A 22,221-nucleotide genomic window follows, 5' to 3' on the forward strand; every position below is an offset into this window, starting at 1 on the left:
GGGCGAGTGTGGGGGCGCCCCGCAGTGTCACGAACCGCACCAGTCTGGCAAGCCCCGATCACGGTATGCCATCCGGCGCGGTCCCGTCGAATCGCCTTCCCTTGTGGCAGGCGGAACACTAGGTTGGCGCCGGGCGTTAAGGGTGAAAGCCGCCGTCAAGGCCGGCCGGAGCGCAAAGCAGGGGACAGGCAGGATGAGCGACGAAATCACACCGCAGGAGCCTGAAGCCGAGGAAGATGCCTTCGCCCCGCGTGCCGAGGTGCTGGCCGCGATCCGCGCGGCACTCGACGCGGACGACCGCGCGGCCCTGAACGCGGCGCTCGACGACCTGCATGCTGCCGACATTGCCGATATTCTGGAACAGGCCGGACCCGAGGACCGCCGCCGGTTCGTTGCCCTCTGGGGTGACGATTTCGACGGTGAGGTTCTCGTGGAACTGGACGAGCGCGTCCGCGACGAGGTGACAGGCCTTCTGGCCAATGACGTGCTTGTCGATGCGGTGAAGGAACTCGACACGGACGATCAGGTCTATTTGGTCGAGGATCTCGACCCGCCGGAACGGGATGCGGTGCTGAGCCAGCTCGACGCGGCCGACCGGATCGCGCTCGAACAATCGCTCGACTATGAGGAAGAGACCGCCGGCCGCCTGATGCAGCGCAGCGTCGTGACGGCGCCCCTGCACTGGACGGTGGGCGAGGTGATCGACTTCATGCGCGCCTCCACCGACCTGCCGGATGATTTCTACGAGGTCATCATTATCGACCCGGCCGTCCACCCGATCGGAACGGTGGCGCTCGGCCGGATCATGTCGCATCCGCGTGCGACGCCGCTTTCCGAGATCATGAACGAGGATTTCCGCACCCTGCGCGTCACCGACGAGCAGGAAGATGTGGCCTATGCGTTCAACCAGTACAATCTTGTCTCCGCACCGGTGGTGGACGGGGAAGGGCGGCTTGTCGGCGTCATCACCATCGACGATGCGATGGAGGTGCTGGAGGACGAGGCCGAGGAGGATATGAAACTGCTCGCCGGCATCGGCGACGAGACGCTCAGCGACCGCGTCCTGTCGATCGCCAAGGCGCGGTTCCCGTGGCTGGCCGTGAACATGGTCAATGCCATCATCGCGGCGCTCGTCATCAGCCAGTTCGAGGACAATATCCAGGCCATCGTGGCGCTGGCCGTGCTCATGCCCATCGTGGCGTCCATGGGTGGCAATGCGGGCACCCAGACGCTGACGGTGGCCGTCCGCGCGCTGGCGACCCGCGACCTGACTTCGGCCAATGCGAGCCGCATTTTCATGCGCGAAACCGCGGTCGGGCTGATCAACGGGGCGGGCTTCGCGATCATCGCGGGGGTCGTGTCCTTTGTCTGGTTCGGCAATCCGCTCCTGTCGGTCGTGCTGGGGGTCGCGATGATCGTGAACATGCTGGTGGCCGGCATGTTCGGCATTCTTGTGCCGCTCGTGATCGAGAAGGCCGGGGCCGATCCGGCGCTGGCCTCGGGCACATTCGTGACCACGGTGACCGACGTGGTCGGCTTCTTCTCCTTCCTTGGCCTCGCCGGTATCGTGCTTTTGTGACCCGGACTTGCGGTGAATTCGCCCCGAACGGGTTGATTTCCGGCGCCCGAGCGCTTCCTCTGTCCCTTGCCAAGCAAAAGGAACCGCCCCGTGACTGACCTTCCAACCTCGATCGATGCGACGCAGGCCATGCTGGCCGACCAGAATTACGTCTGCGGGCGGGCGCTGGCGACCGTGGTCTTCCTGTCGATGAAACTCGGCCGGCCGCTCTTCCTCGAAGGGGAGGCCGGTGTTGGCAAGACCGAGATCGCCAAGGCCATGGCGGCGGGACTGGGCCGGCGGCTCATCCGGTTGCAATGCTACGAGGGGCTCGACGCTGCGAGCGCGGTTTATGAATGGAACTTCCCCGCCCAGATGGTCGCGATCCGCACCGCCGAGGCCGTGGGCGGCGGCGACCGTGAGGCGCTGACCGAGGAGCTGTTTACCGACGAATTCCTGATCCGGCGTCCGTTGCTGGAGGCCATGTCGCCGCAACCGGGCGGCGCGCCGGTGCTGCTCATCGACGAGTTGGACCGCACGGACGAGCCGTTCGAGGCCTTTCTTCTGGAGGCCCTCAGCGATTTTCAGGTGACGATCCCGGAGATGGGCACGGTGCGCGCGCCGGAGCCGCCGCTTGTCGTGCTGACCTCCAATCGCACGCGCGAGGTGCATGACGCGCTGAAGCGCCGCTGCCTCTACCATTGGGTCGACTATCCCGACTTCACCCGCGAGATGGAGATTTTGACGGCCCGCGCGCCCGAGGCGACAGAAACGCTCAGCCGCGAGGTGGTGGCCTTCGTGCAGAAGCTGCGGACCGAGGATCTGTTCAAGAAACCCGGTGTCGCGGAGACCATCGACTGGGCCAAATGCCTTGTGGCGCTCGATGCGGTGGAACTGTCGCCGCAGGTGATCTCCGACACGCTCGGGGCGATCCTGAAGTACCAGGACGATATCGCCAAGCTTCAAGGCTCCGAAGCACAGCGCATCCTGACCGAAGCCAAGAGCACGCTCGAGGCGGTCTGATGGCCCGCTATGCCGACCTGCCGGTGCCCGAGGACGGCAAGCTGGCGGAGAATATCACCCATTTCGCACGCGCGTTGCGCAAGGCGGGGCTGCCGGTCGGACCGGGCCGCGTGGTCGATGCGATCCGCGCGGTGGAAGCCGCCGGTTTCACCGAGCGGGAGGATTTCTTCTGGACGCTGCATGCCTGTTTCGTGTCGCGCCCCGAGCACCGGCAGGTTTTCGGGCAGGTGTTCCGGCTCTACTGGCGCGATCCGCAGTTCCTTGAACATATGATGTCGATGATGCTGCCCGCGATCCGCGGGGTACAGGAGGAGACCAAGGCCGCCGCTGCGGAGAAACGGGCGGCGGAGGCGCTGCTCGACGGGGCCGAGCCGCCGGCGCGCGAGGAAGCGGAAGAGGAGGAAGAGGGCACCCGGATCGAGGTGGATGCGAGCCTCACCTTCTCCACCGAGGAGCGGCTGAAGACGCTTGATTTCGAACAGATGTCCACTGCGGAAATGGCTGAGGCACGCCGCGCCATCGCGCGGATCGAATTGCCGGTGAAGCCCATTGCGTCGCGCCGCACCCGGGCGAGCACGCGGGGCCGGATCGCGGACTGGCGGCGCACGATGCGCTCGGCTGCCCGCAATGGCGGCACGATGCGGCGATTGGCATGGCGCGAACGGCGGATGCGCTGGCCGAACCTTGTCGTCATTTGCGACATATCCGGTTCCATGTCTGCCTACAGCCGAGTGATCCTGCATTTCCTGCACAGCGCGGCCAACGCCAAGGGCGCGGGCTGGGCGCAGGTGCACGGGTTCACCTTCGGCACGCGGCTGACCAACATCACCCGGCATCTGCGCCAGCGCGATGTGGATGCGGCGCTGGCGGCCGCGGGCGCGGAGGCGCAGGATTGGGAAGGCGGCACGCGGATCGGGGAATGCCTGCACCAGTTCAACCGCGACTGGTCACGGCGGGTTCTGGGGCAGGGGGCGGTGGTTCTTCTGGTGACGGACGGGCTCGACCGCGGCGATCCGGAGCAGCTTGCGGCCGAGATGGACCGGCTGCGCCTGTCGGCCCGGAAACTCATCTGGCTCAACCCTTTGCTGCGCTGGGACGGGTTCGCACCCAAGGCGCAGGGCGTGCGCGAAATGCTGCCGCGGGTCGACAGTTTCCGCAGTTGCCATTCGCTCGCCTCGCTCGAAGAGCTTGCAACGGCTCTCAGCCGGGCAGATGATCTGGGGGAGAAACGCCGCCTGATGGCGGCGCTGGAGTGAACCATGTCTGATCCTGATTTCGACAAGATGCCCGAAACCGCGCTCGGCTGGATCGACGCGGGAAAAGGGGCGGCACTGGCCACCGTGATCCGCACATGGGGCTCCGCGCCGCGGCCCGTGGGCTCGCAACTCGCGATCAGTTCCGAGGCAGAGCTGGCCGGGTCCGTGTCGGGCGGATGCGTGGAATCCGCGGTCGTGGCCGAAGCGCTCGAAGCGCTTGAAGACGGGCAGTGCCGTATCCTGACCTATGGTGTCTCCGACGATGAGGCTTTTGCCGTCGGCCTCGCCTGCGGCGGGGAAATCCGCATCCTTGTGGAACCGATCGGGCGCGGGCAGGGGCCGTCGCGCGATCTGGTGGCCGATCTGGCGGCGCGGCGCGCGAAGCGCGAAAGCTGCGTCTACGCGGTCAATCTCGACAGTTGGGAGCGCCACGTGCTGGCCGCCGATGATCTGAAATTCGGGCAGGCGCAGGCCGATGCGGTCACTGCCGACCGCTCCGGCCCGCTCGCGGAAGATGAAAGCTGGTTTCTGGGCATCCATGCCGCGCCCTTGCGCATGGCGGTCGTCGGCGCCGTGCATATCGCCCAACCGCTGATGCGGATGGCGGCGCTTGCGGGCTATGACACGATCCTGATCGACCCGCGCGAGGCCTTTGCCACACCGGCGCGCTTTCCCGACCAGCGGCTGACCCATGACTGGCCGGATAGGGCTTTGGCCGATTTCGGTCTGGACCGGCGCACGGCGGTTGTGACCCTGACCCATGATCCGAAGATCGACGATCCGGCGATCATTTCGGCGCTCGGGTCAGGCGTGTTCTACCTCGGCTCGCTGGGATCGAAGAAAACCCATGCCAAACGGGTCGCGCGGCTGACCGAGGCCGGGTTCACGGATGCCGATATTGCCCGCATCCACGCGCCCGTGGGCGCCGATATCGGCGCCCGCAGCCCTGCGGAGATCGCAATCTCCATCATGGCGCAGATCACCGAACGCCTGCGCCGGCCGGAGCGCGGTCCGGGGCGATGAAATTCGGCCCCGTTCCCCTGTCCCGCGCCAAAGGAGCGGTGCTGGCCCATTCCATCGGGTTGGAGGGGCAGCGCCTGCGCAAGGGGCGAACGCTGACGGCAGGGGATATTGCCGCTCTGGACGCCGCCGGCATTGCCGAGGTCACGGTTGCGGCCCTCGATGAATCGGATGTGGACGAAGACAGCGCGGCCGCCGCGCTGGCCGACGCGCTGGCGCCCGATCCGGCGGCCCTCGGGCTAAAAATCGCGGCGCCGTTTACGGGGCGGGTCAACCTGCATGCGACACAAGCCGGCATCCTGCGGCTCGATGCCGATGCACTCCATGCGATCAACCGCGTCGACCCGTCCGTCACCATCGCGACGCTGCCCGATGCGCGGTTCGTTGCGCCGCGGACCCTTGTCGCGACGGTGAAGGTCATTCCCTATGCGGTGCCGGCCGACGTGCTGAACCGCGCGATCGCTGCCGCGCAACCGGAAAGCCTCTATGTCGCGCCGGTCGTCCGCGATACGGCCGATCTGATCCTGACGGAAGTGCCGGGCATGAAGCCGTCGCTCCTTTCCAAGGGGCAGGCGGCGGTCGAAGCGCGGTTGGCAACGCTGGGCGTCACGCTCGCATCCGTCCGGACTGTGCCGCACGACACGGACGCGCTGGCGGACGCGCTGGGGGAGGGCGGGGCCGCCTTGACGCTCATTCTCGGCGGGTCGGCCACTTCGGATGCGGCGGATGTCGGCCCCGCGGCGGTCGAGGCTGCGGGCGGCCATCTGGAACGGTTCGGAATGCCGGTCGATCCGGGCAACCTGCTCTTCACCGGCCAGTTGAACGGTCGGCCGGTCATCGGCCTGCCCGGTTGCGCCCGCGCGCCTGCGCTGAATGGCGCCGACTGGGTTTTGCAACGGGTCGTCTGCGGGCAGGACCCGACACCGGACGAGATTGCCGCCATGGGGGTCGGGGGGCTTTTGAAGGAAGCGCCGATCCGGCCGCAGCCGCGCAGCCGCGGGCCGGTGACGGCGCGCGCACCCAAGGTGGCGGTGCTTCTGCTGGCCGCCGGCGCCGCGCGGCGGATGGAAGGGCGTGACAAGCTTCTGGAACCGGTCGACGCAGAGCCGCTTTTGCGCCGGCAGGCTGAACGGGCGCTCGCCAGCGGCGCTGCGCGAACGGTCGTGGTGCTTCCGCCCGACAGGCCGGAACGGGCCGCGGCGCTTGAGGGGCTGGATGTCCGGACCGTCATCGCCCGCGACGCGGCCGAGGGGATGGGCGCGTCGCTCCGCCGCGGCGTCCTTGCGCTCGATGATGATGTGGACGCGGCCCTAGTGATGCTGGCCGATATGCCGGAGATCGACACGCCCCATATCGACCGGTTGATCGCGGCTTTCTCGCCCGATGACGGGCGCGAGATCATCCGCAGCACCAGTGCCGACGGGCAGGCCGGGCACCCGGTGCTGTTCGGGCGGCGCTACTTCGAAAGTCTGGCGCAGCTTGGCGGCGATCAGGGTGCGCGGTCCATCGTGGCCGAAGCCGGCGAGCATCTGGTGGATGTTCCGCTCGACGGTGTGGCAGCGATCACCGATCTGGATACGCCCGCGCAATGGGCCGCGTGGCGTAAAGCGCGGGGCGAGGGCTAGGCCGCCGTCAGTTCGGCATCCGCAACACTTCGGCGCGCCCGTTCTTCTGCACCCGCACGGCATCCTCGCCAATGGCCGCCACGCTCCAGCCGCTGAATTTCTGCCCCGGCTCCACGCGGACCATGCGCCCGCCGGGCAGCCGGATGAGCGCACGGCGTTTGGTCTTGCTGCCATAAATGCCGATCAGCGCCATTTCGCCCAGATTGATCCCGTTTTTCTGCGTTGCCGCGCGGGCCACATTGGCGCGGGTGGGCAGCGAGTTGATCTTGGTCTCGTCCACCTCGTTGAGCGAGGTGACGGAGAGGTTCTCTGCCGGTTTCGGTTTTTCGGGCTCTGCGGCCGGTGCCGGCGCGGGCTCCGGGGCGGGTTTCGGCGTCAGGGCGGCGACAACGGAAGCGGGGCGCTGGCGCGGGCGCCGCAGGCGCTCGGCTTCGGCCGCGGCCACCGGAATGCCGACTTCGTTGGGATCGGGGAACGTGATGGTGCCGGGCCGTTCGCGCGGGCGGTCTTCGGTCATGGCCAGAAGGCGCAGTTCCGCATCGGTCGGCGCGGGCTCTTCCTCCGGCGCTTCGGCTTCTTCCGGCGCTTCGGCCAGCGTTTCCGGCAGGCCCTGCGCGATGGAACCGTCTTCCTCCAGCGTCATGGCGATTTCATTGTCGGGATTGGTGCCGTCCGGCCGCTCGATCGGCCGGTCTGCCACCACCACGTCGCCCGTCTCTGCGTCCAGCGTCACGCGGCCCGCCGTTTCCACGGCAACGCGCGTGTCGGCCTCCGCCGCTTCGGTCTCCTCCGCCGCGGCGACATCGGCTGCACCGGTATCGTCCGCGACAGGCTCGTCCGCAATCTCTTCGCTGCTGTCCGCTTCGGTCAGCGCGGCAAGGACGGCCTCTGCCGTTTGCGCGTCGCGCAGGTCGCGGGCCCGCAAGAGGCCCGGATCGATTGCCGCGAGCAGCACCGGATCGGTCAGCGGGTCCGGCAGGCCGGGCAGATCATCGGGACGGCCGAGCGGCCGGCCCGGCAGGTTGGCATCATAGCGGGCGGGCCGTTGGAACCCTTCGGCCGGTATTGCCGGATCGGCACCGAGCGCGGGCAGGGCGGCCAATTGCGGCAGGGCGGCGAGCGTTGGCGGCAGATCCGTCCGTTCCCCGTCCGTCGCGGCCGTCAGCATGGCCAGCCGCACCGGTCCGGACAGGCCTGCGGCGGCGTCCTCGGCATCCGATCCGGTGCGCAAGGCAAATGTATAGGCCAGATCGTTGCGGTTGCCGGTGATCGCACCATCCGGCGGCGGGTCGTTGCGCTGTTGCAGGTTCTCGGGCAGCAGTTGCGGCAGCGGCTGGCTCAGCCGGCTGGCCAATATGCCGGGCGCGGTCGGGGCGGACATGTCGAGGCTGCTGCGGAGCGCGGCGGCGAGTTTCAGCTGCGCGCGTGGCCCGCCCAAGCTCGGCACCTGGTCCCGCAGGACCGAGATCATCGGGACGCTGCGCGACGCATCGTCGGTCAGCGCCCGCGCGACAGCGGTACTGACCCGCGGCGGTCCGGCATCTTTGGCCGGTGTCTGCGGCAGACGCGCACGGGTGCGGAACGGGGTAAAGGCGGTCGCGTCCGGCCGGTCGGGCCGGGCGGCATCGGCAGGGGCGGGCGGCGCGGTCAGCGCAGCCGTGCCGGGGCGGACGGGCGCGCCGGGCGCGGGCAACTGCGACAGGGCCGCGCTTTCCTCTCCGTCCGGGCCGTTGGCGGCCGCGTGCAGGATTTCAGCCACTTGCGGCGGGTCCGGCCAGTGATCGAACGGGTCGACCAGAACATAACTGCCCGCCAGCAGAACAATCGCGGCGGCAGCCGCCAGCGCGCCCTTGCGCCGACGCGCGGCTGACGCGCGGTCCACATAAGCGGTGAAGAGCGGCGGGTGGCCGAACCGGTCCTGACCTTCGAGGGTCGAGAGTGCGGCCGGGATCAGGCCATAGGCCTCGGCGAACTGCTCGGCCTCGGCGCGGGTCTGGTCGGAGCAGGCGAGAACGGATGAAAACCCGTCACCGTCCTGCGGGCCGACGGCCAGATGAAGCTGACGCGGTGGCAGGCCGGAAATGACCGACAGCGCCTCGAACGCGGCCTCCGTCCGGTCCGTGCCGGACGTGTCGCCCAGTTCGACCTGCCGGTCGTAGAGCTGGTCCGGCGGCAGCAGCAGATCGACGAGCGGGTCGCCTCCGGTCTCTGCCTTGATGTGATCCGCGAAACGGGTGAGGCTCGGCGTCAGGGCCGGACTGTCAAGCGCGACCCGGCCCAGCTCCTGCCAACCCACCGGCTGGAGCCGTTCCATCAGACCGATCCCCGACGGGGAAAGGTCAAGCGCGAAACTTGCCTGTCGTCTGCCCATTGCCACCCTGGAGAAGCGGTTTTTTTGGTCGATCTTCGCTTCTTCGTGGTTACTATAGCGCGGACAGGCCGGTCGTGCCAGAAGCGGCTGCGCCGACCGGCGAATTTTCACCATGTTTCAGGAGGATCACCGATGCTTCGACTGTCCCTTGCCCTCACGGCTCTCGTCACGCTCTGGTGTCCGCCGGCATGGGCCGACGAGATCATCCGGGTCGAAGGGGTCGGTGTGACCCGCGTGGCTCCCGACCTCGCGCGGATCACGCTCGGGGTGGACACGCAGGCCGAGACAGCCGCTGCGGCGATGGCCGGCAACAATGAGAGCATGGCGCAGGTGATGCTGACGCTGACTGACGCGGGCGTGGCCAAGGACGATATCCAGACCGAGCGGATCAACCTGTCGCAAATCTACGGGCCGCGAGAACCCGACAGCCGCGGCCTGCCGCCCGTGATCGGGTTTGCGGCCTCCAATGCGGTGCGGGTGACGCTGCGCGATCTCGACGAGGTGGGCGGCGTGCTCGATGCGGTCAGCACCGGCGGCGCCAACCGCATCCAGTCCATCGGGTTCGACATCTCCGATCCGGGTGCGGCGCAGAACGCCGCGCGCCGCGATGCGGTGAGCGATGCAATGCGCCGTGCGGCGCTCTACGCGGAAGCGGCGGGCGTGACACTCGGCCCGGTGCTGAAAATCCTGGAGCCGGTGCAGTCGTCGGGTCCCATGCCGCTGATGATGGCCAGCCGCATGGCGGATGAAAGCGGCGTTCCTGTCGCGCCCGGCATGGTGGAAATCGGGGCCACGATCACGATGGAATTCGCCATCGTGCCCGCAGCCCCGCAATAAGGGTCAGGCGGTCGCCGCGTCGAGCGCCTGATCGAGGTCGCGCATCAGGTCTTCGGGATCCTCGATCCCGATCGACAGGCGCACCACATCCGGATCGGCCCCTGCGGCCTTCTGCTGTTCGGGCGACAGTTGCCTGTGGGTGGTGGAGGCGCTGTGGATGATGAGCGACCTTGCATCGCCCAGATTGGCCACGTGGCTGAAGAGCTTCAGACTGTCCACGAGTTTCACGCACGCCTCGTAGCCGCCCTTCACCGCGATCGTGAAGAGCGCGCCGGCGCCACGGGGGCAGATCCGTTCTACCCGGTCGTGATAGGGCGACGAGGACAGGCCCGCATAGGTGACCCGCTCGATCCGGCTGTCGCCTTCGAGCCAGTTGGCGATCTTCACCGCATTTGCCACATGTTTCTCCATCCGCAGCGACAGGGTCTCGATCCCCATCAGCGTGTAATGCGCGGCCTGCGGGTTCATCGTCATGCCAAGGTCGCGCAGGCCCACCGCGATGGAATGGAACGTATAGGCCATGGGGCCGAGCGCCTCGTGGAAGGTCAGCCCGTGATAGGCGGGTTCGGGCTCGGACAGGGACGGGAACTTGCCGCTCGCCGACCAGTCGAATTTGCCTGAATCCACGATGCACCCGCCGGTGACCGTGCCGTTGCCGGTCAGATATTTCGTCGTCGAGTGGACGACGAGCGTCGCCCCGTGCTTGATCGGGTTGCACAGGTACGGCGTGGCCGAGGTATTGTCGACGATGAGCGGCAGTCCAAGTTCCGCTGACAGGCTGCCGATCGCATCCAGATCGGTGATATAGCCGCCCGGATTGGCGATACTTTCGCAGAAAATCGCCCGCGTATCGTCATCCACCGCCGCGCGGACGGCATCGAGATCATCGAAATCGACAAATGTCGCGGACCAGCCGAACCGTTTGATCGTCTGGCTGAACTGGGTGACCGTGCCACCATAGAGCCGCGTGGAGACAACGATGTTGCAGCCCGGACCCATCAGCGGGAACAGCGCCATGATCTGTGCGGCGTGGCCCGAGGAGCAGCAGACCGCGCCAGCCCCGCCTTCGAGCGCGCAGATCCGTTCTGCCAGTGCCGACACGGTCGGGTTGGTCAGCCGCGAGTAGATGTAGCCGACCTCCTGCAGGTTGAAGAGCGCAGCCGCGTGATCGGCGTCGCGGAACACATAGGCGGTGGTCTGGTAGATCGGCGTCTGCCGCGCGCCGGTGGCCGGATCGGGCTGCGCCCCGGCATGGACTTGCAGCGTGTCGAAGCCCTGGCTGATCTCGTCACTCATCGTCGGATCCCTCATCTGGTTGCACTCGAAAGGCTTCAGACTAGGGCAGGCACGGCAAATTGCCATGAAAAATGAAACTGTCAGGCCATGCGGCCGATCAGGCGGGCATGTTCGATCTTGGTGCAGCGGTCGGACACGGTGTGCAGGCCCGCGGCTTCGGCACGTGCGGCAGCCGCAGCGTCACCGATCCCGAGCTGCATCCAGATACTGGAAATGCCGAGCGATCCCGCAGTGTCCAGAGCCTCCTCGACAATGCCGGCGACGGCTTCGGAGCGACGGAAAATGTCGACCATGTCGACGGTGGTGCCTTCAGGAATGTCGGACAGGCTCGCATAGGCCGGCGCCCCGAGGATCTCGGATCCGGCCTGTCCGGGGTTGACCGGGATCACGTGATAGCCGGCCGCCTGAAGATAGGCCATGACCCTATGCGCGGGCCGCGCCGGATTGGGCGAGGCACCGACAATGGCGATGGTGCGCGTGCGCTCCAGAAGATCGCGGATATCGGCATCTAGGGTGAGCGGCATGGCAGGGGCTCCTCCGGGGGGGGCGCCAATGCAGGCCGCCACCAAAAAAAGCGCCCGGTCGGACCGGGCGCAGGTATGGAACGAGGGACAGTGAGATGAAGCAGGCGTTCCGTGCTCTGCTTCCTTCACAGAGATAGGATGGCACGGAACGATCCCAAGGGCCGGTAATCAATTCGTGATCGTTCCGCAGTCAGTTTTCACGCAATTGCGGCCAGTTGGCATCAGCCCGTTCGATATTGCCCGGGATATCCTCTGCCCAGATGGCACGCACCTGCGTGTCGAAATTCAGGTAGAGCTTGCCGTCATGGATGGTCCAGGCATCCGGTTCTGTCTTGGCAAGGGCCCCCTTGGAGGCCGCATAGGCGCAATAGCCGCCATATTGCGGGACGTAGCGGGCCGGATCGGCACGGAACATGTCGCGGTTCGCCGCGCTGGCAAACAGGAATGTCCCGCCGTCCCAGTCGGCCGTGAACTGCGGATCGCCCTTGATCGGCGCGCCGTCTGTGAAATAGGCGACCGGATCGTAGCCGCGGATGACAAAGCCGTCCTCGCCAAGGAAGAACCGGTCGGCATGGGCGGGCAGGGCCGTGCTGAGGGCCAGTGCGGTCAGGCTCGCAAGGGCGGCGCGTCGGGTCAGGGTCATGGGGCATGGTCTCCGTGCGGTCTGTTCCGCAGATGAAGACGCGGCGGGATGGTCGAGGCAAGGGGCCTCGCGCGCTTGTTACCCGCGCAGGCGCCCGGCGGCATAGAGCGCGACGGCGGCCGCGTTCGACACGTTCAGGGACGCAAAGGGCCCCGCGAAGGGAATGCGGGCCAAACCGTCGCAATTCTTCTTGGTCAGGTCGCGCAGGCCCGGACCTTCGGCTCCGAGCGCGAGCGCCAGCGGCATGTCGCGCACCAGATCGAGCGCCGGCTCAAGGTCCTGCTCTGCCGTTCCGTCGAGCCCGATCGTCGCATAGCCCATTTCCGTCAAGGCGCCCATCGCGTTGGCAAGGTTGCGGACCCGCAGATAGGGTTGGCGCTCCAGCGCGCCCGAGGCCGTCTTGGCGAGCGCGCCCGTCTCGGGCGCCGCATGTCGCAACGGCGCGATCACGGCACGGGCGCCGAACACCTCCGCCGAGCGCAGGATCGCGCCCACATTATGCGGGTCGGACACACGGTCGAGCAAGAGCACGAGCGGTTTCTCGCCGCGCGGTGCACAGCGTTCGGAAACCGATCCCCAGTCGAGCGGGTCCACCTCGAGCGCCACGCCCTGATGCACCGATTGCGGGTCGATGGGCGCCTTGAACTTGCGCGGATCGACGACGTCGGGCGCGATCCCCGCGGCGGCAATGTCGGCTTCCAGCTTGTTGAGCGCGTTCGGGGTGATCAAGAGCTTGTGCCGCACCCGGGCCGGATTGCGCAGCGCGTCGCGCACCGCATGCAGGCCGAAGAGCCAGACACGCTGCGGCCCCTGACCCCGCGCTTCGCGTTCCTTTTCGACCACCCAGGTCGGCTTTTTGCCCGGCTTTGCCACCCGATCATCCTCCGTCGGTGAAGCCGCGCAATCTAAGGGCAAGGGGCAGGTCGCGCAAGGGACGGGCCGCGTGCTGGCCGGCCTTGCGCCACGTCACCGGACGCGCAGGAAAAGAGTCGCGTTTTCGTGTTGACCTGCGCTGCCCGTCGCCGTATTGACAGCCCGCGTCACCTGATGATGCAGCAAGAAATTGCTGAAGTGGAGGGGTGGCAGAGCGGTCAAATGCAACGGACTGTAACTCCGTCGGGGAAACCCTACATAGGTTCGAATCCTATCCCCTCCACCACTTAAAGTCTTCCAGCAGCTAAGTTTCCCGACTGTTCCGCGAGTGCCCCGAACGCATTGCCGCGTGGCGCACGTGCAGGTGCATTGATGGTCGTGCAGGATCAGAGGCGATCGGATGTTCGCAAACGAAATTGCCCTTTCCGCGTGTGACGGCGTTTCGGGTTCGGTGCGTGCAAACCGGATTTGATCGATCCAACCGTCTCGGGCTGCGGGCAGGCAGCTCAGCGAGTGAATCAACCGAGTCGGCTTGTTTCCGTCGGCACAGCCTACCGGCCAGCTTCATTCCCGGGAGGGGGGGGCTGAAATACCGGCCCCATACGCGATAATCTTCTGCGTAGAACTGCTTCAAGCTGGCAAGAGCTTCAGCGCTCAGCTCTTCGATGACCAGGTCCGACCCGCCGGTCTGCTCATGGGGAATATGGAAATCTGCTCCGGTGTCGCGCAGCAATTGTTGCAACCGGTCCAGTTCAGACAGATCGAAAACGTGGGAAAATCTTTCCGGCCGAACACCGAGATAGGTGCATTGCGGCGCGAAATGATGCCGGACGGCCTTGCTTGCCCGCGCGTAGGTTTCAATGTTGATTGCGAACGCGTTCACACTTGGCATGGTCGTCAGGTTGCGGGCTTCCACCGCCCGCTTTGCCGTTACCTCCAGTTCCGCGTAGTGCAGAATGCGGTTGCGGTAGCCCGACGGGAATCGGCTGATCGGGTCTCTCACGACACAGATCCACTCCCGTTGCGGCCAGATCAGCTTGGTCCGCCACAGCCGAAATCGCGGCGACCGGTAGATCTTGTGCACGCTGACATGTGAACCCCGTTTCCTGTTCCTGAATGGAACACTTGGCGCGCCACCATAGTGATCCAAAATCGCCGTCTTGATGGACGTGCTGGCCACTTTGGGCACCGGAAAATACAGGTAGGGCGTCTCTTTGATTGGAACTGGCATGCGCAGGCGTCCCGGATTCACGGTGAAATGGAGGATGCGAAATTTAACGTTTCACCGTTTCTTCCCTTGATGACACCATTTTCACGCAGCGTCTCCAACCGTCGCCGGTCCCTTTGCCGATTTTGCCAGAGGCGCTGGCAGGCAGGCTCGCGCGTCGATTATCGGCGTGCCACGGAATAAAGCGTGTAGCTCTGGGTCTGGGTGACCATTTGCGCGGGGAGGGTCGCGGCGAGCGAGGCTGCGTCGGCGCTGCCTGTCGGGCAGGCGACCAGATCGGCCGCATCATCGAGGAAGTCGATTGTGAAGGCGCTTTCACCCGCGCGTCGGCATTCGTCGTCGCCGGACCGGTAGCCGCCGAGCAGGTTCAGCTCTGGATCGGGCTCGTCGATGGCCACCTGCGGCGCGGGCGAACATCCCAAAACCGCCAGAAGCGGCGCGAGCGCAATGGCTTTCTGCATCTCCTCATCTCCCTGCATTTGATTTTTCCGGTGCGCCCATCATAGCATTCCGGGCGCGCTGCGGTGGATTTCCTGCACGTGTGTCGCAACTTTTGGTCTGGCGCAGGGTCGGGGGCACCGTTTCATGCTGAATATCGCACTGGTCGGCGCAGGGTTGATGGGGCGCCAGCATCTCGGCGCCATCGCGCGGTCGCCGCGTGCCCGCCTGTCGGTACTCGTCGATCCGTCCGGCGACGCGGAGGCGCTGGCGACGGAGGCTGGTGCGGCATGGGCCGGGACGCTCGATGCCGTTGATCCGGCGCGGGCCGATGCTGCAATCATCGCAAGCCCGACGCCGCTCCATGCCGCCCATGCCGCGCCCTTCATCGCGGCCGGAAAGCCGGTTCTGATCGAGAAGCCGCTGGCCGATAGCAGAGCAGCGGCGCAGGACTTGCTGGACGCCGAGGCGAGGGGCGCGAGGATCTTGCTGGGCTTCCATCGGAGGCATGGCGGGGCGGCTGCGCTGGCGACGGAGCTTCTGCGTTCCGGCACACTGGGGCAGCCCGTGGCGGCTGAAGCCTCCTGCTGGCTCTGCAAGCCCGACGATTATTTCGACACAGCCTGGCGTGTGGGGCCGGGCGGCGGTCCCATCGCGATCAATCTGGTGCATGATCTGGACCTTTTCTGTTCATGGTTCGGGCCGCCCGCGCGCGTGTCGGCCATGGCCGGCGCAGCTGTGCGCGGGCTCGGGGTGGAGGACACGGCCACCGTGCAACTGGCTTTCCGCTCGGGTTTGCTCGCCACGTTCACCGTGTCGGATGCCATTGCCGCACCTTGGAGCTACGAGCTGACAGCCGGTGAAAATCCCGCCTATCCGCAAACCGGCGAGGGCAGCTACCGGATTGGCGGAACCCTCGGCGCGCTGGAACTGCCGTCGGGGCGCTTCTGGTCCCATGTGGGCGCGCGGAGCTGGTGGGCGCCGATGGAAATGCAGGAACTGGATGTGCCGGACGGAGACCCGCTCGACCGCCAGTTCGAACATTTCTGCGATGTGATCGAGGGCAAGACCGCGCCGAAGGTCACGGCGGCGGACGGGTGGACGAACCTGGCCCTCCTCGATGCGATCCGCGCGAGCCTTGAGGAACATCGTGCAGTCGAGGTCGACGCCTGAACGGGAAGGGCGGGGCTGAGTCGCGAGGGGGAGCAGAACATCCCTTTTCTGAGCTGTGCGTCGGATCTTTCTGCGGGAAAGCGTTGGATTTCGCACAGTTGATTTGGCGTCAATCGCGGACCGGGGACAGCGATTGCCCGCCGCCCTCCATCGCGTTTCTGTTTCTGCTCAGGGGCTTGCGAAGCGTCCCTGTGGCGCCGGATTAGCCGCAGTCGCCGCCAAGTGTGTTTGGGGCTCCCGGACGTGCTCCAATTTGATTCTTTTTTTATTAAGACTATAATGTGACCTATGTCCGACACTCGGGCATCCAGTTCAGAGTAAGTGCATGTGGGGTGCATTATGCGTAAGACTATTCTCCGGCCGGTGGCCGGCTTTTCACTCATGTTTGCAATTGCGGCCTGTTCGCAGGCGCCGGGAACCTATTCCACACGGGATGCGCCGGGCGTTGCGCGGTTGCCCGATCCTGCGGTTCAGGATCTGACCAAACAGTTCCAGGACGAAGTGCCCTATTACGTGGCCTTCGACTATAACAGCGCGATCCTGAGCGATGCGGCCAAGGCCGATCTTCGCCGTCAGGCCGCTTGGATCAAGCGCTATCCGGAAGTCGTCTTCATGGTCACCGGCCATATGGAAGCCGGAAGCCAGACGGAAACGACCGAGGATCTGGGCCTGTTGCGGGCCCGCGCGGTCATCAATTTCTTCATCAACGAAGGCATCAACCCGAACCGCCTGCGGGCGCAAGGGTCGCGGACACCGGAAAATCCGGTCGCGGGGCCCAACGGCATCGTTCTGACCAACCGCCGTGCGACCACGTCGGTCGACGGGATTGTGGACAACCCGATCTTTGCCTTTGCAAATCTCTTCGGTGTGGCCAGCCGTGGCCAGACGCCGGGAAGTTCCTTCGTGAACGAGCCGGATGAAAAAGAGGATGAGAACGGGCAGGTCCAGCCCCGTGGTCCGCGGAGTGATCCTCCGCCGAACGACCCGCCTGCCGATGATCCGCCCGCTGATGACCCGCCGGCGGACGATCCTCCTGCCGATGATCCGCCCGCCGACGATCCGCCGGCTGATGATCCGCCTCAGGATGACGAAGGTGGCTCCGGCGACGAGGGTGGCTCCGGTGACGAGGGCGGCTCCGGCGACGAGGGTGGCTCTGGTGACGAGGGCGGCTCCGGCGATGAGGGCGGCTCCGGTGACGAGGGTGGCTCCGGCGACGAGGGCGGCTCCGGTGACGAGGGCGGCTCCGGTGACGAGGGCGGCTCCGGCGACGAGGGCGGCTCCGGTGACGAGGGTGGCTCCGGCGACGAGGGCGGCTCCGGTGACGAGGGCGGCTCCGGCGACGAGGGCGGCTCTGGCGACGAGGGTGGCTCTGGCGACGAGGGTGGCTCCGGCGGAGACCGCGGCAAAGGCTCTGAAAATGGCCGTGGCGCCAATTCTCAGAGCGAATCGAACTCCGGTCGCGGGAATGGCGACGAAGAGGGTGACCCCGGCAATTCCGAAGGCCGCAACAATGGCGGGGACGAGGTCGACTGATCTCCGGCCCGCGGGTCGACCCCACAGACCGAAGATGCCCGTTTTGCAATCGCAAGGCGGGCATTTTTCTTGCCCGGGCGACGGCCAGCCGATAGATTGCCGCCCATTCGATGGGAGAATCCGGCCCCGCGCCGGTGCCGAAGGAGCAACCGCCTCGGAAACTCTCAGGCCAAAGGACCATCGGATGCGAAAAAACTCTGGAGAGTGGTGCGATGTGCGCCCGCCGAAGGGATAGCGATCTCAGGCGAAAGGACAGAGGAGGCGTCGACCCGCAACCTGCGGGGCTGAAACGACGCCGGCATGACCGGCCATGGAACGGGAGGGTCATGCGAGGTGGCTTCTGAAAGCGAATTGAAAGTGACGCCGCTGCACGGGCTGCATGTCGAGCTTGGCGCGCGCATGGTGCCGTTTGCGGGCTATGACATGCCCGTGCAATATCCGATGGGCGTCATGAAGGAGCATCTGCACACGCGCGCCGCCGCGGGCCTGTTCGACGTGTCCCATATGGGGCAGGTGGAACTGCACCCCAAATCGGGGGATGTCGCCGATGCGGCCCTTGCGCTGGAAACGCTGGTGCCTGCCGATATTCTCGCGCTCAAACCCGGCCGTCAGCGCTATGCGCTCTTCACGGCCGCGGATGGCGGCATTCTCGATGACCTGATGGTCGCCAATATGGGCGACCACCTGTTCCTCGTGGTCAATGCCGCCTGCAAGGTTCAGGACATCGCCCACTTGCGCGCCCATCTGTCGGACACCTGCGACATCCGCGTGCGCGACGACCGGGCGCTGATCGCGCTGCAGGGGCCGGGTGCGGAAGCCGCGCTCGCCGCGGTCGGCGCCGATATATCGGACATGGTTTTCATGGATGTGCGCCAGTTGGAGGTCAAAGGCACCGGCTGGACGGTCGCCCGCGCGGGCTATACCGGCGAGGACGGGTTCGAACTGTCCGTGCCGGCCGATCAGGCCGAGCGCATCGCGCGGAATCTGCTGGCGCAGGACGGGGTTGCCCCGATCGGGCTTGGCGCCCGCGACAGCCTGCGGCTGGAGGCCGGGCTCTGCCTCTATGGTCACGATATCGACACAGGCACGAGTGCGGCCGAAGGGGCGCTCCTCTGGTCGATCCAGAAATCGCGCCGCCCGGGCGGCAACCGCGCCGGCGGCTTTCCGGGGGCGGACACGCTTTTCGCCCAGATGGCGGACGGTCCGTCACGCCTGCGCGTCGGCCTGAAACCCGAAGGCCGCGCGCCTGTGCGCGAAGGCACCGCGCTCTTTGCCAGCACGGACGCGGACGCGCCGCAAATCGGCAGCGTGACCTCCGGCGGGTTCGGCCCGAGTGTCGAGGGCCCCGTCGCCATGGGCTATGTCCCGGCTGATCTGGCGGCAACGGGCACCGAAATTTTTGCCGAGTTGCGCGGCAAGCGCGTGCCAATGCGCGTCGCCGACCTGCCTTTCATCACACCCACCTACAAACGGAAATAAGGACCGGACAGATGCTCAAATTCACCGAGGAACATGAATGGCTGCGCAAGGACGGGGACACGGTCACCGTCGGCATCACCGCGCATGCGGCGGAACAGCTGGGCGATCTCGTCTTCGTGGAACTGCCCGAACCCGACACCGACGTCAGCAAGGATGACGAGGTTGTCGTGATCGAGAGCGTCAAGGCGGCGTCCGATATCCTGGCCCCGCTGGACGGGACCATCACAGAGGTGAACGAGGCGGTCGTCGACAATCCGACCCTCGTCAACGAGGACCCGATGGAGGGCGGCTGGTTCTTCCGGATGACGCTGTCCGACCCGTCCGAGATGGACGGGCTGCTCGACGAAGAAGCGTACCGCAAGCTCATCGAGTGACGTGAAGACACCGGTGCCGGTCCGCGATGTGACCGGCACCGGCGACCGCGACCGCCGGCGGATGCCGGCCCGGGCATGACAATTTCTGGGGACCATCATGGGTTTCAACCTGACCGACTACCAGCCTTACGATTTCGCCAACCGCCGCCATATCGGCCCGTCGCCCACCGAGATGGACGAGATGCTCGCCACCATCGGTGTCGACAGCCTCGACGCGCTGATCGACGCGACCGTGCCCGCCGCCATCCGGCAGAAGGCGCCGCTCGATTTCGGGGCCGCCCTGTCGGAACGCGACATGCTGCACAAGATGCGGGCCACGGCGGACAAGAACCGCGTGCTCGTCTCGCTGATCGGTCAGGGCTATTACGGCACCGTTACGCCGCCGGTGATCCAGCGCAACATCCTTGAAAACCCGGCCTGGTACACGGCCTACACGCCGTACCAGCCGGAGATTTCGCAAGGCCGGCTCGAAGCGCTTCTGAACTTCCAGACCATGGTCGCGGACCTGACGGGGCTGGAGATTGCCAATGCGTCGCTGCTTGATGAGGCGACCGCCGCGGCCGAGGCGATGACCATGGCGCAGCGGGTGGCCAAGACCAAGGCGACCGGCTTCTTCGTCGACGAAAACTGCCACCCGCAGACGATCGAGGTGATCCGCACGCGCGCCGAACCGCTCGGCATCGACGTGCAGGTGGGCGACCCGTTCGCTAATCTAGCGCCCGATACGCTCTTCGGCGCGATCTTCCAGTATCCCGGCACGCATGGTGCGGTGCATGATTTCTCCGCCCAGATCGAAGCCTTGCACGGGGCCAAGGCCATTGCGGTTGTGGCGGCCGATATCCTTGCGCTCACGCTTCTGAAATCGCCGGGTGCCATGGGCGCGGATATTGCCGTGGGCACGACCCAGCGGTTCGGCGTGCCGGTCGGTTTCGGCGGGCCGCATGCGGCCTATATGTCGACCCGTGACGCCTACAAGCGCGCCATGCCGGGCCGGATCGTCGGCGTGTCGATCGACGCGCGCGGCAACCGCGCTTACCGGCTGTCCCTGCAGACCCGCGAACAGCATATCCGCCGCGAAAAGGCGACATCAAATGTCTGCACCGCGCAGGCGCTGCTGGCGGTCATGGCCTCCATGTATGCGGTGTTCCATGGGCCGGACGGGCTGAAGGCCATCGCGCAGCGCATCCACGGCGACACGGTGCGCCTTGCCACGGGGCTGGAGGCGCTGGGCTTCACCATCGCGCCCGAGGCGTTCTTCGACACGATCACGGTGGAGGTCGGCGCGCTACAGGGTGTGATCCTGCGCGCCGCCGTCGCCGAGGGCGTGAACCTGCGCAAGATCGGCAGCGACCGGATCGGCATTTCGCTCGACGAGCGCACGATGGACGTGACCATCGAAGCGGTGCTGCGCGCCTTTGGCAGCAGCGTGGCGGCAGGCGACCTTGCACCCGGTCTGCGCCTGCCCGAGGCGATGCTGCGGGAGGATGATTACCTCACCCATCCGATTTTCCACATGAACCGGGCCGAGGCCGAGATGACGCGCTACATGCGGCGCCTCGCCGACCGGGACCTCGCGCTCGACCGGGCGATGATCCCGCTCGGCTCCTGCACGATGAAACTGAACGCAACCGCCGAGATGATCCCGGTGACGTGGGACGCCTTCTCGCTCATCCATCCGTTCGTGCCCGAGGATCAGGTCGCCGGCTACCGAGAGGTCATCTCCGACCTGTCCGACAAGCTCTGCCAGATCACCGGCTATGATGCCGTGTCGATGCAGCCCAATTCAGGTGCGCAGGGCGAATATGCGGGCCTGCTGGCCATCCGCGGATATCACATGTCGCGCGGCGATGCGGCGCGCGATGTTTGCCTGATCCCTGTGTCGGCACATGGCACCAACCCGGCGTCGGCGCAGATGGCGGGGATGAAGGTCGTGGTCGTCAAATCGGCGGAGAACGGCGATATCGATCTGGCGGATTTCCGCGAAAAGGCCGAGGCGCATGCCGACCGGCTGGCCGCCTGCATGATCACCTATCCCTCCACCCATGGTGTGTTCGAGGAAACGGTGACGGAGGTGTGTTCCATCACCCATGAATTTGGCGGTCAGGTCTATATCGACGGCGCCAATATGAACGCGATGGTCGGCCTGTCACGGCCGGGCGATATCGGCGGCGATGTGAGCCACCTGAACCTGCACAAGACCTTCTGCATCCCGCATGGCGGGGGCGGTCCGGGCATGGGGCCGATCGGCGTGAAAGCGCATCTGGCCCCCTTCCTGCCGGGCGAGCCGCGCGGCTCGGACGCGGCCGTGGGTCCGGTTTCGGCCGCGGCCTTCGGCTCGCCGTCGCTCCTGCCGATCAGCTGGGCCTATTGCCTGATGATGGGCGGCGACGGTCTGACCCAGGCGACCCGCGTCGCGATCCTGAACGCCAACTACATCGCCAAGCGGCTCGAGGGTGCCTATGACGTGCTCTACAAGGGGCCGAAGGGCCATGTGGCGCATGAGTGCATCATCGACACGCGCCCCTTGAAGGATCTGGCCGGCGTCACCGTGGACGATGTGGCCAAACGGCTCATCGATTGCGGGTTCCATGCCCCGACGATGAGCTGGCCGGTGGCGGGCACGCTGATGGTCGAGCCGACGGAAAGCGAGCCAAAGGCCGAACTGGACCGGTTCTGCGATGCGATGCTCGCGATCCGGGCCGAGGCGGACGATATTGCCGAAGGCCGTTCGGACCCGGACAACAACCCGTTGAAGAACGCGCCGCACACGGTGGAAGACCTTGTGGGCGACTGGGACCGGCCCTACAGCCGCGAACAGGCCTGCTATCCGCCGGGCGCCTTCCGCGTGGACAAATACTGGGCGCCCGTGAACCGCGTGGACAATGCCTATGGCGATCGGAACCTCGTCTGTTCCTGCCCGCCGCTCGACGCCTATCAGGAGGCGGCCGAGTAACGGCGCACCCAAGCGCT

General features: G+C 66.4%; 18 protein-coding genes, 1 tRNA gene and 1 riboswitch. Of the genes, 12 read left to right on the forward strand and 7 right to left on the reverse strand.

What is annotated here, in order from left to right; all coding sequences use genetic code 11:
- The first annotated feature begins 193 nt into the window (after positions 1 to 193).
- From mgtE to GSH16_RS16090, 5 genes are all read left to right on the forward strand, one after another.
- Positions 194 to 1,579 carry a magnesium transporter gene (gene mgtE / locus GSH16_RS11740; RefSeq protein ID WP_160855335.1) on the forward strand — a complete coding sequence of 462 codons (1,386 nt, stop codon included), beginning with the start codon at positions 194 to 196 and terminating at the stop codon, positions 1,577 to 1,579.
- 129 nt (positions 1,580 to 1,708) lie between these two features.
- On the forward strand, positions 1,709 to 2,581 hold the full coding sequence (locus GSH16_RS11745; protein ID WP_160855764.1) for an AAA family ATPase: 873 nt from the start codon (positions 1,709 to 1,711) through the stop codon (positions 2,579 to 2,581).
- Positions 2,581 to 3,837, forward strand: coding sequence for a vWA domain-containing protein (locus tag GSH16_RS11750; protein ID WP_160855337.1), 1,257 nt, complete (start codon positions 2,581 to 2,583; stop codon positions 3,835 to 3,837). Before GSH16_RS11745 ends, GSH16_RS11750 begins: the two co-directional genes overlap by 1 nt.
- 3 nt (positions 3,838 to 3,840) lie before the next feature.
- Positions 3,841 to 4,860: an XdhC family protein gene (locus tag GSH16_RS11755; protein ID WP_160855339.1), complete on the forward strand. Its 1,020-nt coding sequence runs from the start codon at positions 3,841 to 3,843 to the stop codon at positions 4,858 to 4,860.
- On the forward strand, positions 4,857 to 6,482 hold the full coding sequence (locus GSH16_RS16090) for an NTP transferase domain-containing protein (protein WP_160855341.1): 1,626 nt from the start codon (positions 4,857 to 4,859) through the stop codon (positions 6,480 to 6,482). Before GSH16_RS11755 ends, GSH16_RS16090 begins: the two co-directional genes overlap by 4 nt.
- A 7-nt stretch (positions 6,483 to 6,489) precedes the next feature.
- On the opposite strand, the gene GSH16_RS11765 is transcribed toward GSH16_RS16090, so the two are convergent.
- Positions 6,490 to 8,853: a hypothetical protein gene (locus GSH16_RS11765; protein WP_160855343.1), complete on the reverse strand. Its 2,364-nt coding sequence runs from the start codon at positions 8,851 to 8,853 to the stop codon at positions 6,490 to 6,492.
- A 132-nt stretch (positions 8,854 to 8,985) separates the two neighbouring features.
- On the opposite strand from GSH16_RS11765, the gene GSH16_RS11770 reads away from it, so the two are divergent.
- Positions 8,986 to 9,690, forward strand: a complete 705-nt coding sequence (locus GSH16_RS11770) for an SIMPL domain-containing protein (RefSeq protein ID WP_160855345.1) — start codon at positions 8,986 to 8,988, stop codon at positions 9,688 to 9,690.
- A gap of 3 nt (positions 9,691 to 9,693) precedes the next feature.
- On the opposite strand, the gene GSH16_RS11775 is transcribed toward GSH16_RS11770, so the two are convergent.
- The 4 genes from GSH16_RS11775 to rlmB all read right to left on the reverse strand — a co-directional run bounded on the left by GSH16_RS11775 (position 9,694) and on the right by rlmB (position 13,026).
- The gene (locus tag GSH16_RS11775; RefSeq protein WP_160855347.1) at positions 9,694 to 10,986 is read right to left on the reverse strand and encodes an O-acetylhomoserine aminocarboxypropyltransferase/cysteine synthase family protein; all 1,293 of its coding nucleotides are present in this window, start codon (positions 10,984 to 10,986) and stop codon (positions 9,694 to 9,696) included.
- A gap of 80 nt (positions 10,987 to 11,066) precedes the next feature.
- The gene (locus GSH16_RS11780; protein WP_160855349.1) at positions 11,067 to 11,510 is read right to left on the reverse strand and encodes a CoA-binding protein; all 444 of its coding nucleotides are present in this window, start codon (positions 11,508 to 11,510) and stop codon (positions 11,067 to 11,069) included.
- Positions 11,511 to 11,700: 190 nt separating this feature from the next.
- A complete protein-coding gene (locus tag GSH16_RS11785; RefSeq protein WP_160855351.1) occupies positions 11,701 to 12,153 on the reverse strand; it encodes a YHS domain-containing (seleno)protein in 453 nt (150 codons plus the stop codon).
- A gap of 78 nt (positions 12,154 to 12,231) precedes the next feature.
- On the reverse strand, positions 12,232 to 13,026 hold the full coding sequence (gene rlmB / locus GSH16_RS11790) for a 23S rRNA (guanosine(2251)-2'-O)-methyltransferase RlmB (protein WP_160855353.1): 795 nt from the start codon (positions 13,024 to 13,026) through the stop codon (positions 12,232 to 12,234).
- A 200-nt stretch (positions 13,027 to 13,226) separates the two neighbouring features.
- Between rlmB and GSH16_RS11795 the strand changes: the two genes are divergently transcribed.
- Positions 13,227 to 13,312 (forward strand) — tRNA-Tyr (locus tag GSH16_RS11795).
- An 18-nt stretch (positions 13,313 to 13,330) separates the two neighbouring features.
- On the opposite strand, the gene GSH16_RS11800 is transcribed toward GSH16_RS11795, so the two are convergent.
- Both GSH16_RS11800 and GSH16_RS11805 read right to left on the reverse strand, forming a co-directional pair.
- On the reverse strand, positions 13,331 to 14,257 hold the full coding sequence (locus tag GSH16_RS11800) for a sulfotransferase family 2 domain-containing protein (protein WP_160855355.1): 927 nt from the start codon (positions 14,255 to 14,257) through the stop codon (positions 13,331 to 13,333).
- A gap of 158 nt (positions 14,258 to 14,415) precedes the next feature.
- Positions 14,416 to 14,715 (reverse strand): hypothetical protein, encoded by a 300-nt coding sequence (locus GSH16_RS11805; RefSeq protein WP_160855357.1) that lies wholly within the window; start codon positions 14,713 to 14,715, stop codon positions 14,416 to 14,418.
- A 124-nt stretch (positions 14,716 to 14,839) separates the two neighbouring features.
- Between GSH16_RS11805 and GSH16_RS11810 the strand changes: the two genes are divergently transcribed.
- From GSH16_RS11810 to gcvP, 5 genes are all read left to right on the forward strand, one after another.
- Entirely contained in the window at positions 14,840 to 15,865 is a 1,026-nt protein-coding gene (locus GSH16_RS11810) for a Gfo/Idh/MocA family protein (protein ID WP_160855359.1), read from the forward strand.
- Positions 15,866 to 16,204: 339 nt separating this feature from the next.
- Positions 16,205 to 17,398 (forward strand): OmpA family protein, encoded by a 1,194-nt coding sequence (locus GSH16_RS11815; protein WP_160855361.1) that lies wholly within the window; start codon positions 16,205 to 16,207, stop codon positions 17,396 to 17,398.
- 101 nt (positions 17,399 to 17,499) lie between these two features.
- Positions 17,500 to 17,588: riboswitch (glycine riboswitch) on the forward strand.
- A gap of 143 nt (positions 17,589 to 17,731) precedes the next feature.
- Positions 17,732 to 18,877 carry a glycine cleavage system aminomethyltransferase GcvT gene (gene gcvT, locus GSH16_RS11820; RefSeq protein WP_160855363.1) on the forward strand — a complete coding sequence of 382 codons (1,146 nt, stop codon included), beginning with the start codon at positions 17,732 to 17,734 and terminating at the stop codon, positions 18,875 to 18,877.
- A gap of 11 nt (positions 18,878 to 18,888) precedes the next feature.
- Positions 18,889 to 19,251, forward strand: coding sequence for a glycine cleavage system protein GcvH (gene gcvH / locus GSH16_RS11825; protein WP_160855365.1), 363 nt, complete (start codon positions 18,889 to 18,891; stop codon positions 19,249 to 19,251).
- Positions 19,252 to 19,348: 97 nt separating this feature from the next.
- Positions 19,349 to 22,204 (forward strand): aminomethyl-transferring glycine dehydrogenase, encoded by a 2,856-nt coding sequence (gene gcvP, locus GSH16_RS11830; RefSeq protein ID WP_160855367.1) that lies wholly within the window; start codon positions 19,349 to 19,351, stop codon positions 22,202 to 22,204.
- The last annotated feature ends 17 nt before the right edge of the window (positions 22,205 to 22,221 follow it).

It is taken from the genome of Oceanomicrobium pacificus (assembly GCF_009833495.1).
GTDB lineage: Bacteria > Pseudomonadota > Alphaproteobacteria > Rhodobacterales > Rhodobacteraceae > Oceanomicrobium > Oceanomicrobium pacificus.